This window comes from Gilliamella sp. wkB72 (assembly GCF_001693745.1).
Classification (GTDB): Bacteria; Pseudomonadota; Gammaproteobacteria; order Enterobacterales; family Orbaceae; genus Gilliamella; species Gilliamella apicola_E.
This window is the reverse complement of record NZ_LZEI01000006.1, coordinates 460,116-471,865: the sequence shown is the minus strand read 5'-3', so window position 1 is coordinate 471,865 and position 11,750 is coordinate 460,116. Positions and strand designations below refer to the sequence as shown.

Annotated in this window: 10 protein-coding genes; 2 read left to right on the top strand and 8 right to left on the bottom strand. The window is 34.1% G+C overall.

Features of this window, described 5'->3' with window-relative positions; translation table 11 throughout:
* Nucleotides 1-236 precede the first annotated feature (236 nt).
* The 5 genes from truC to uvrA all read right to left on the bottom strand — a co-directional run bounded on the left by truC (nucleotide 237) and on the right by uvrA (nucleotide 6,098).
* Nucleotides 237-947 carry a tRNA pseudouridine(65) synthase TruC gene (gene truC / locus A9G07_RS03495; protein ID WP_065734043.1) on the bottom strand — a complete coding sequence of 237 codons (711 nt, stop codon included), beginning with the start codon at nucleotides 945-947 and terminating at the stop codon, nucleotides 237-239.
* Between the two features lie 16 nt (nucleotides 948-963).
* Nucleotides 964-1,785 (bottom strand): pyridoxal phosphatase, encoded by an 822-nt coding sequence (locus A9G07_RS03490; protein WP_065734042.1) that lies wholly within the window; start codon nucleotides 1,783-1,785, stop codon nucleotides 964-966.
* A gap of 73 nt (nucleotides 1,786-1,858) precedes the next feature.
* Nucleotides 1,859-2,464, bottom strand: a complete 606-nt coding sequence (gene recR, locus A9G07_RS03485) for a recombination mediator RecR (RefSeq protein ID WP_065734041.1) — start codon at nucleotides 2,462-2,464, stop codon at nucleotides 1,859-1,861.
* Nucleotides 2,465-2,620: 156 nt separating this feature from the next.
* Nucleotides 2,621-3,220 carry a glycerol-3-phosphate 1-O-acyltransferase PlsY gene (gene plsY, locus A9G07_RS03480; RefSeq protein WP_141673967.1) on the bottom strand — a complete coding sequence of 200 codons (600 nt, stop codon included), beginning with the start codon at nucleotides 3,218-3,220 and terminating at the stop codon, nucleotides 2,621-2,623.
* Between the two features lie 43 nt (nucleotides 3,221-3,263).
* Complete coding sequence (gene uvrA / locus A9G07_RS03475; RefSeq protein ID WP_141677473.1) at nucleotides 3,264-6,098, bottom strand: excinuclease ABC subunit UvrA; 2,835 nt, start codon at nucleotides 6,096-6,098, stop codon at nucleotides 3,264-3,266.
* 316 nt (nucleotides 6,099-6,414) lie between these two features.
* Between uvrA and A9G07_RS03470 the strand changes: the two genes are divergently transcribed.
* A complete protein-coding gene (locus A9G07_RS03470; RefSeq protein ID WP_065734039.1) occupies nucleotides 6,415-7,152 on the top strand; it encodes a cyclase family protein in 738 nt (245 codons plus the stop codon).
* 87 nt (nucleotides 7,153-7,239) lie between these two features.
* Here A9G07_RS03470 and A9G07_RS03465 read toward each other — a convergent pair whose 3' ends face one another.
* Both A9G07_RS03465 and A9G07_RS03460 read right to left on the bottom strand, forming a co-directional pair.
* Nucleotides 7,240-8,178, bottom strand: a complete 939-nt coding sequence (locus A9G07_RS03465) for a sugar kinase (RefSeq protein WP_065563538.1) — start codon at nucleotides 8,176-8,178, stop codon at nucleotides 7,240-7,242.
* A gap of 27 nt (nucleotides 8,179-8,205) precedes the next feature.
* Entirely contained in the window at nucleotides 8,206-8,676 is a 471-nt protein-coding gene (locus A9G07_RS03460; protein ID WP_065734038.1) for a YhcH/YjgK/YiaL family protein, read from the bottom strand.
* A gap of 203 nt (nucleotides 8,677-8,879) precedes the next feature.
* Between A9G07_RS03460 and A9G07_RS03455 the strand changes: the two genes are divergently transcribed.
* Complete coding sequence (locus A9G07_RS03455; protein WP_065734037.1) at nucleotides 8,880-9,629, top strand: glycosyltransferase family 25 protein; 750 nt, start codon at nucleotides 8,880-8,882, stop codon at nucleotides 9,627-9,629.
* Between the two features lie 236 nt (nucleotides 9,630-9,865).
* Here the strand turns inward: A9G07_RS03455 and guaA are convergent, their stop codons facing one another.
* On the bottom strand, nucleotides 9,866-11,449 hold the full coding sequence (gene guaA / locus A9G07_RS03450) for a glutamine-hydrolyzing GMP synthase (protein ID WP_065734036.1): 1,584 nt from the start codon (nucleotides 11,447-11,449) through the stop codon (nucleotides 9,866-9,868).
* Nucleotides 11,450-11,750 lie beyond the last annotated feature (301 nt).

The following is an 11,750-nucleotide window of genomic DNA, read 5'->3' as shown; positions in this document are numbered from 1 at the left end:
TAACTTTATATTTAATAATCAAAAAAATTTTAAAAATAGATAATTAACGTTATAAAGCTATAAATCAATCATTATATTTGATTAAATTCTTAATCTAATGCCTTTTAACTATTTTGTTTTAAAGTATTTAATTGAGACAAAGAATATACCCGATATTAGTAATGCCATATTATGTTTATCATGCTAAAAGACAAAAACTATTAATAATTTTAGAAGACATTTAACCCCAAAAAAACTTATTTAAAATTTTGTAATATCGTTAACCAATCATCACTTAATTTTGCATGAATAGTGATAGGGTTAGATGTAATGGGATGAATCATTTTGACAGTGCTAGCATGTAACATAAGACGTTTAACACCAAAATATTGACTAAAAGCTCGATTTTGATGAAGATCACCATGTTTACTATCACCTATGATAGGGTGAAAAATATGTTTAAGATGACGACGTAATTGGTGCTTTCTTCCTGTTTGTGGTTTTAATTCAACAAAGCTATATCTAGCTGTTTTATATTTACCCACTTCAATAGGCAACTCTATTTTACTCAAACCTTTATAAAAAGTTATAGCATCTTGGGCCGGCTTATCTTTACGAGTAAACTTATCAGCGATTTTATCCAACTCTTCAACTAAGGGATAATCAATGATTGCTTCATCATCAACATAACCACGTACAATAGCATGGTAAACTTTTTCTATTTGTTTGGATGCAAATTGTTCAGATAACAATCTTGCAATCTCACTAGATAAAGCAAAAATTAATACACCTGATGTTGGTCGATCAAGGCGATGGATGGGGTAAACATGCTGTCCGATTTGATCGCGCAACGTTTGCATAACAACGACAGTTTCATTTTTATCAAGCCAGCTTCGGTGTACTAACCACCCTTCTGGCTTGTTGATTGCGATTAAATCATTATCTTGATAAAGAATTTCAAAGACCATCTTAAAATTAATATTTCTAATTTAAAAATATTTTTTCAAGTTCAGCGGCAATACTTGGGCTGTTATTATCGCCAATTGAATAATTGGCTTTTTCTTTGACTTCTTTATCCGCATTACCCATTGCTATGCCTAATCCTGCTATGGATAACATACTGATATCATTGTAACTATCACCAAAAGCTACAATTTCACTTAATTTGATATTTTCATGTTCAGCCCAATGCTTTAATCCGTTTCCTTTAGTATTCCCTTTTACCGCCACATCAGCACGATTTGACCATGACCATTCACAAGAAAACTCGCCAAGCGCATCAACCGCATTTGAAAATTGTTTTAATGCTGAAATATCATTACTACTAGTCGCAAATTTGAAAATCAAATTTGCTTGATCAATCAGTTTCTCGAAGTCATCAACTTTTTTAACTTCTGGTTGTAGAAATTCAGGTAAAGACTTCACCCATTTAAAGAAACCTTCTAAATGATCATCAAGAACTTCATAATTCATAAACTGATCAGTATAAATCATAGTATGAATGCCATATTGGTTAACTAAATTTAACAATGTCTTTGCTTGTTGTTTAGTCATTGGTTTTGCAGCAAAGTTTTGCTGCTTTTCGAAATCGTATAAATAGGTCCCATTACAGCAAATCGCAGGTGTAGATAATTTTAGTTGGTAGTAATAAGGGTGAATAACGGTATGATGACGACCTGATACCAAAATGACTTTAATTCCTTTATCACTAATTCTTTGTATCATATCTACTGTTTCAGGAAGGATTAAACGATTACTACCAAGTAACGTACCGTCCATATCAAATGCGACTGCTTTATATTTCATAAGATTTCTCTTCCTATTTCTTCTTAATACATATTAATCGTTAACAACCTAGTTGTTCGTAAATCGCAAAAAGCTAAAAATCTATCTTTTGTCGCCCAACAAAGGAATGTGACAATGTCGTACCATCAACCATTTCAAGCTCTCCACCCACTGGTACACCGTGCGCAATGCGAGTCGCAACGATATTAAATTCATTACACATCTGGGCGATATAATTGGCGGTAGCATCACCTTCAACCGTGGGATTGGTAGCTAAAATAACTTCACTAATTGATTCTGAACTTAACCTACTTTTTAAAAGGTCGAGACCAATATCATTCGGGCCAATACCATCAAGTGGTGACAGATGCCCCAGTAAAACGAAATAACGACCACTATACTGCCCTGTTTGTTCAATAGCAAAAATATCTGCTGGCGATTCAACCACACAGAGTTGATCGCTACTTTGCCGACGGACATTCGCGCAAATATTGCAGATCTCTTGTTCAGTAAAGGTTCGACATTGTTTGCAATGACCAATATTATTCATAGCCTCATTTAACTCTTGAGCCAAATTGAGACCTGCTTGGCGATTACGTTGTAATAGATGATAAGCCATTCGTTGTGCTGATTTTGGACCAACCCCAGGTAAGCAGCGAAGTGCGCTAATAAGTGATTCTAATAACGGACTGATTTGCATGAATTAACCACATAATTAAAAGATGAATAATAATACCTTGTTTGAATTGTCTGTAAAACAAAAAATATTCTATTACTTTAATTTAAAAATAATTAATCTTTCATATATCACTAATAACGATTAGTAACTGAAAATTAAGCTTAGTTGTGTTTTAGATTATTTTTTACTGCGACGATAAAAGCTTTTGGGCTCTTCGCCTTTTAATAGGCGCATTATGTTGCTACTATGGCGAATAATGATTAAGCATGAAAGCATTGTAACAGGTAATGTCAATTCTGGTTTAAATAACCAAACATATAAAGGTGCAAAAAGAAAACCGACTATTGCCGCGACAGAAGAATAACCCGTTGTAATTAATGTAAAAAACCAAGTCAACAAAAAACAACCTGTAAAATCAAGTCCAATCGGCGCCATCATTCCTAACGCAGTTGCAACACCTTTTCCACCACGAAAATGAAAAAAGCATGGAAAAATGTGTCCAAGACAAGCCGAAATACCAATAATACCTAAAAAGAAAGGTGATATTCCTAGTCGATAAGCAATATAGACCGGAATAGCACCTTTTAACATATCAAAGATTAATACAAAAACAGCAGGTAATCGCCCATTAATCCTTAATACATTTGTCGCACCGGGGTTATGAGAACCATATAAAGAAGGATTATGTAACTTCATCAAATGGCAAATTATCATAGCACCTGAAAGTGAACCACAGAGATAAGCAATAATGATCATTAGTATAATCTGTAATGACAAAACCCTTCTCCTATGGTTAACTTTATTTATATAACAATACTTACTACTTTTGCTTTTCCAGTAATGGTTTTAAGTATTTACCAGTATAAGATTTTTTCGATTTAGCAACGTCTTCTGGTGTTCCTTCGGCGATGATTTCTCCACCGCCACTACCGCCTTCTGGACCTAAATCGACAATCCAATCGGCAGTTTTGACAACATCTAAATTATGTTCGATAACTACAATAGTATTGCCTTTATCTCTCAATGAGTGTAGTTGAGCAAGCAATTGTTTTACATCCGCAAAATGTAAGCCCGTAGTTGGTTCATCTAGGATATAAAGTGTGCTACCAGTATCTCGCTTAGATAACTCTTTTGCAAGTTTTACTCGTTGCGCTTCACCTCCAGATAATGTTGTTGCTGATTGACCAATGGTAATATAAGCAAGACCAACATCAATTAAAGTCTGTAATTTGCGTGAAATCATCGGTACCGCGTCAAAAAATTCTCGACCTTCTTCAACAGTCATGTTGAGGATTTCATTAATCGACTTACCTTTGTATTTGATTTCTAATGTTTCTCGATTATATCGTGCGCCATGACACTGATCACAAGGTACATAGATATCAGGTAAAAAATGCATTTCAACTTTAATTAAACCATCACCTTGGCAAGCTTCACAACGTCCACCTTTAACATTAAAGCTAAAACGTCCAGGATTATAGCCTCTTGCCCTGGCTTCTGGTACCCCAGCATAAAGCTCACGAATTGATGTAAAAAAGCCAGTATAAGTTGCTGGATTAGATCGTGGTGTCCGTCCAATCGGGCTCTGATCTATCGCAATAACTTTATCAAAAAAGTTTAATCCTTTAATTGATTTGAATGGTGCAATTTCGGTTTTTTCAGCGCCATTTAATTCGTTTTGAGCTAATGGATATAAGGTGTCATTAATTAATGTTGATTTACCTGATCCAGAGACGCCAGTAATACAAGTAAATAGCCCTACAGGAATGTTTAATGTGACATCCTTAAGATTATTTCCTGTCGCGCCAATCAATGATAACATCTTTTTCTTATCAACTTTATGACGTTTAGCTGGAATCTCAATTTTCTCTTTTCCAGAAAGATATTTACCAGTCAAAGAGTTCTTACTTGCCATAATCTGTTTTGGCGTACCTTGAGCAACAACTTCACCACCATGGACACCAGCGCCTGGTCCAATATCAATCACATAATCAGCAGCCATTATCGCTTCTTCATCATGTTCAACAACAATGACGGTATTACCTAAATCGCGTAAGTGAGTTAATGTATCAATCAAGCGACTATTATCTCGCTGGTGCAAACCAATGGATGGTTCATCGAGAACATACATAACACCAACAAGCCCCGCACCAATCTGACTAGCCAGTCGAATTCGTTGTGCTTCCCCACCGGATAAGGTTTCAGCCGAACGTGACAGAGTTAAATAATTCAAACCAACATTAATTAAAAATTGCAGACGATCATTAATTTCTTTTAAAATCTTTTCGGCTATCTGCGCTCGTTGTCCAGTTAAATTAAGCTTATCAAAAAAATCTTTGGCTTGTTGTATGCTTAAATCACTAATTGTTGGTAAATTAGTATCATTAATAAACACATGACGCGCAGTTCTACATAATCGTGAACCGCCACAACATGGGCAAGGACGATTACTGATATATTTAGCTAACTCTTCACGTATAGTTTGTGAATCAGTTTCTTTATAACGACGACTAAGGTTATTGATGATCCCTTCAAAAGGGTGATTACGTTTAACGACATCACCACGATCATTAGTATAAACGAACTGTATTTCTTCATCACCAGAACCATTTAATAGAATATCTTTTACTTTGTCAGATAATTTTTCATATGGCTTATCGATATCAAATTTATAATGGTTTGCTAACGATTTTAACATTTGAAAATAGTAGAAATTACGTCTATCCCATCCTTTGATCGCTCCGGCAGCTAAAGAAACTTCAGGCATCTGAACAATACGCTTTGGATCAAAATATTGTTGTACACCTAAACCGTCACATTCCGGACATGCACCAGCAGGATTATTGAATGAAAATAATCGCGGCTCAAGTTCAGGAATGCTATAACCACATATAGGACAAGCAAAATTGGCAGAAAATAGATGCTCTTCTGCTTTCGGATCATCTAAATTCGCGACTTTGACAATACCATTAGTTATGGAAAGCACAGTTTCGATTGATTCGGCTAAACGTAATTTCAAATCATCCCGAATTCGGAAACGGTCAACAACAACTTCAATTGTGTGTTTTTTCTGAAGCTCAAGTATTGGTGGATCTGAAAGGTCATAAACATCACCATCAACTCGAACTCGAATATAACCACTTGCTGCAAGTTGTTCAAATAATTTAACGAACTCACCTTTACGCTCAGTAACAACCGGCGCAAGCAACATATAGCGGTTTTCAGATGGCAGAGCCATAATACTATCAACCATTTGCGACACAGTTTGCGCAGCTAAGGGTAAATTATGATTTGGACAGCGTGGCTCACCGATTCGAGCAAATAAAAGTCGCAAATAGTCATAAATCTCAGTGATTGTTCCAACTGTTGAGCGAGGATTATGCGATGTCGATTTTTGCTCAATCGAAATGGCAGGAGATAATCCTTCAATATGATCGACGTCAGGCTTTTCCATTAGTGATAAAAATTGACGAGCATAAGCTGATAATGACTCAACATATCGCCTTTGGCCTTCAGCATATAAGGTATCAAATGCTAATGATGATTTACCAGAGCCGGAAAGACCGGTGATAACAACCAATTTATCTCTTGGTATAACTACATTTATATTTTTTAAATTGTGTGTTCTTGCACCACGAATATCGATATCTTTAATTGACATAGATCTCTTCTTATGTGTGTTTTTAGATAAATAAAATTAACTGTATATTATACCAGTATCAAGTGATTAAATATACAACTATATAGCTCAATAGGGTCTATTAGCAGAAATTCAATAATATAAGCCAAAATTGTCAATTAAATAGCACAAATTAAGCATTTTTTACCCCTCAAAAACCCCGTTCCTCAACTTTTTTTCAAAATAGATTAGAACTAAAAGTTATATTTCTATAACTGTAAATTATTGGTTTCTTGAATTTAATTATCTTACAATAAATCATTGATACACTTTTTTGATATAAGGAATAATTTTGAATAACGACGTTTTACAAGCATTAAATTTATTAAAATCGAAAAAATGGATAGATTTGACTCATGCATTTGATCACAATTCACCCCATTTTTTTATGTTTAAACCGGCTGAAATAAAAACACTATTTGACCACGGTGATGGCTTTTTAGCGCAAAACTTTAGTTTTGCTGGTCAATATGGTACTCATTTAGATGCGCCAATTCATTTTGTTCCTAATACTCGTTATTTGCATGAACTTGAATTACAGGAATTAGCATTACCTCTAATCGTAATTGACCAATCTATACGAGCAAAAGAAGATCCCAATTTTTCTTTTTCTAAAGATGACGTATTAGCTTTTGAAAAGCAACATGGGCAAATTGAAGCGGGTAGTTTTGTTGCACTGAGAACAGACTGGAGTAAGAAATGGCCATCACAATCTGCAATGGAAAATAAAGATGAGGATGGAAACAATCAAATTCCTGGCTGGGGACTTGATGCATTAAAATTTTTATTTGAAGAACGAAAGATTAAAGCGATTGGCCACGAAACTTTTGATACCGATTCAGCGAAAGCATTTCGAGAAAATAATGCACTAAAAGGCGAATACTATGTTTTAGAGCAAGATACTTATCAAGTAGAATTAATGACAAATTTAGATCAATTGCCAACCAAAGGCGCGGTTATCTTTAATATTGTAGCCAAACCAAATAACGCTTCGGGTTTTCCAGTACGCTCTTTTGCAATACTACCGTAATCTATTTTGCCTAAAAATCGATATTAAAAATTTTTAGAGCCAAACTATTCTGATATAAAAAACGGTCATTACTGACCGTTTTATTTACTAACCTTCAATTAGTTTTGGCGTAGCATCCAAAGGAATAATAGCACCTCGATACTGAATCACGGTACCGGCAACTAGGTGACCTTGGCTTGCTGATTGTGAAGGATTTTTACCACTTAAACGTGCAGCTAAATAACCCGCACTAAATGAATCCCCAGCTGCCGTGGTATCAATAACATCTTCTTTAGCGATTTTATTTGCTGGAACGTCAAAACGCCCTTCCACAGAATCAATAATACAACTATCGCTACCACGTTTAATGACCACTTCAGAAACACCAAACTTTTTAGTTCGTTCAATTACTTGTTCGTACGGTAACTTGCCCCATAATAAGTCTTCATCATCTAAAGTTAAAAACGCAATATCAGTAAATGATAAAATATCAGAATAGACACTTCGAGCTAAATCCAAGCTACTCCATAAACGTGGTCTAAAGTTATTATCAAAAATCACTTTACCACCATTGGCTTTAACTTGTTTTAATAGATCTAATAATTTGATAATACTTTCCGCATCTAAAATTGCAATACTGATACCACTTAGATAGACATAATCGTATTTAGCTATTTGCTCAGCAATTTTTGCTGTTTCAGCTGTTTTTAACCAAAATTTAGCAGCTGCATCATTACGCCAATAATAGAAAGAACGCTCACCCTGTTCATCAGTCACAATAGAATAAAGTCCTGGCATTTTATCAGACATTCTTTGTACCAAATCAGTTGAAATATGCTCTTTTTGCCAGCTATCAAGCATCTCTTGACTGAAAGGATCAGTTCCTAAACCAGTCACATAATGAATCGAAAAATCTTTATTTTTTAATAAACGAGATAAATAAACCGACGTGTTAAGAGTATCTCCCCCAAAGCTACGGGTTGTTGAATCTTGTTTTATTGAAAGTTCAATCATACATTCGCCAATAACAGCGATTTTTGTTGTCATAGTGCTACCTAAAATCCTTACTTCTATTTATAAATAATCTAATGCGATTTTTACCACAACTTTACGAACCGTTGCAATCTTATTATCGACAGCACAAAGCGGTTTATGTACTTCATTAGGTAAAAATACAATAAAATCGTCTTTCTGTAATACTAACATAGTTTCTTCGTTAGGTGTTTTGATAAAAGCGATATCATTTTCTGCTATTTTATCTTCTAATACTTGTGTATGAGGAGGTAGAGTGGAAACAGCCATTCCTTCTTGACCATCTAAAACAATCTGCACATCAATATACTTTTTATGGTACTCAGGGTTTGCTTCATGAATATATCTTAATGAATTGTCAGAAACCATAAAAAACATATTATCGCTGTCAATATCATAACGACCAGCTGGTGTATTGCTATTAACGTTGTCTTTTACATATTCAATTGATTGTTTAATCTTGGTAGGCAAATAAGGAATTAAATCCAAATGATTAACATTACCTAAAATCATACTTAACGGTCCTTAATTTCTCAAATGAGGTAATAACTTAAATTAGCTTTATCCGCTTTTACTCAATAGCGAAGAAACCTATATAAAAAGAAGTATATACTTAAGTTAGTCATTTTTGTAGATCATTTAGCAATAAGTTTTCAAAGGTTTTTATGTTGTAATTGACATGCTATACTTCAAAAAAATCATAAAAAACTGAAAAAATGAAAACATTTGTAATAAATTTAGAAAGACAACCCCAGAAAAAACAATATATACAACAAGAGTGTCAAAGATTAAAGCTTGATTTTGAAATTTATAATGCAGTCGATGGAAGTAAACTGACAGAATCATTTATTAAAAATAATGTTCTTGATTATCCAAATAATTTTTTAACTAAAGGTGAGATTGGCTGTGCACTTAGCCATTTTAATATCTATAAAAAAATTGTTGATGAAAATCTACCTTATGCTTTGATTATTGAAGATGACTCAGTCATAGCTAACAATCTTCCTGATTTTTTAAACAGTTTTGAAACTAAAAATACCAAAAAAGGCATTTTTTTATTAACCGCCGACTTCCATTATCTGATTAATAAAAAATACCTATTAGATAATTTCGAAATTGTTGAAGTTACTCGCGCCGTGAGAGCCAACGGTTATATCATTACTAATGACGCAGCAAAAAAACTAATAAAATTCTTATTTCCTATTCGTTATGAAGCGGATATGTTCAAAGTTTTTAAATTATGTGCCAATATTAAATTGTATGCTACTTTACCGGCGTTAATAACAAGTAATGATGTATGTTCACTAAACTCATCAATCCATAATGAGCGAATACACCAAATCAAACAACGTTCAGAGTACAGAAAAAAATTATTTAAAAAAGACAAAAAGCAAAGACGGATCGCACTATGGTTTTGGAAGCACTTTATCAATCGTTTTGAAAAAACCAAATATTATATCGATTAAAGTAAGCATCACTTTTCTGTTATTTTTAATTTATATAAGATTCATGAAAAGATACTTTTCTTAATTAATACAATTAAGGTATTTATTTTTATTAATCGAATACGCTCAACCAATGAATACCAAGTTTTTAAGTTTATATCATAAGCCTTAAAACAATTATTATGAAATACCAATGATATAAAAAAGCCTTGATAAACAAGGCTTAAGATAAAAAGATTATATGGTATTGTTTGCAATTATTCCCACTCAATAGTGGCAGGCGGTTTTCCACTTATATCATATACAACTCGTGATATTCCATTGACTTCGTTGATAATACGATTTGATACTCGCCCTAAGAATTCGTAAGGTAAATGTGCCCAGTGAGCGGTCATGAAGTCGATAGTTTCAACAGCACGTAATGAGACAACCCAATCATACTTACGTCCGTCTCCCATTACTCCAACTGAACGTACTGGTAAGAATACGGTAAATGCTTGACTGACTTTGTGGTATAGGTCAGCTTTATAAAGTTCTTCGATAAAAATAGCATCGGCTTGACGCAGTAAATCACAATACTCTTTTTTCACTTCACCGAGAACACGCACTCCTAAACCTGGACCTGGGAATGGATGACGGTAAAGCATATCGTAAGGTAAACCGAGTTCTAAACCAACTTTACGTACTTCATCTTTGAATAATTCTCTTAATGGTTCTACTAGCCCCATTTTCATATCTTCAGGTAAACCACCAACATTATGATGTGATTTGATCACGTGGGCTTTACCTGTATCAGCAGCAGCAGATTCAATGACATCTGGATAGATAGTACCTTGAGCAAGCCATTTGACATCTTTTAATTTTGCCGCCTCTTCATCAAAAACAGCGACAAATTCACGACCAATAATTTTACGTTTAGCTTCAGGATCTGCCTCTCCCTTCAGAGCAGCCATAAAGCGATCTTCGGCATTAATTGCGATAATATTTAACCCAAATTTATCACCAAACATATCCATGACTTGCTTTGCTTCATTTAAACGTAATAAGCCATGATCAACAAATACGCAAGTTAACTGGTCACCAATGGCTTGATGTAATAATAATGCAGTAACCGAAGAATCAACACCACCTGATAAACCTAGTAATACTTTATCTTTACCGACTTTTTCTTTTATACGAGCAATTGCATCAGTAATAATAGAAGACGGTGTCCATAGCTTTTCACACTGACAAATATCAATAACAAAACGCGTTAATAACTCTAATCCTTTAACCGTATGCGTGACCTCTGGATGAAACTGTACGCCATAAAACTGTTTTTCATCGTTGGCCATAATGGCGAATGGACAAGTTTCTGTTTGCCCAATTAAGGTAAATGTGTCAGGTAATGAAGTAACTTTATCACCATGACTCATCCATACATCAAGTTGCCCTATACCAGCATCATTGGTGCTATCTAAAATACCGTCTGTTAATTTTGATTTTGCAACAATATCAACTTTAGCATAACCAAACTCTCGTTGATTAGAAGCTGTAACTTGTCCACCCTTACCTACTTGAATTGCCATAGTTTGCATACCATAGCAGATACCTAACACGGGCACGCCAGCGTTGAACACATATTCTGGTGCTCGAGGGCTATTTTGGTCAGTAGTACTTTCAGGACCACCAGATAAAATGATACCTTTAGGGTTAAATTGTTTGATTTTTTCTTCCGAAACATCCCATGGCCAAAGTTCACAATAAACACCTATTTCACGAACCCGTCGAGCAATTAATTGGGTAACTTGCGAACCAAAATCAAGAATTAAAATACGTTGCTGGTGGATGTCATTTTTCATCAAATTTATTCCTAAACTATGGACTAATACAAAATCAAGGCGCTATTGTATCATTTACCGATTAAATTGAACGGATTAAATGAAAAACAATTGTAAATATTTTACATTAATATATTTTAAATCTGTTAAACATTTAATCTTGTTAATTTTATTAGATAATTAATTATATTAAAGAATCAAATACCTGACTATATAATACTTATTTATTCATTACGTTAATTGAGGAATTTTGAATAATCCCACAATTTTAATCTATGCAAAAAATTTTCTTTACCTATTTAATAAGTATACTTATAATAAG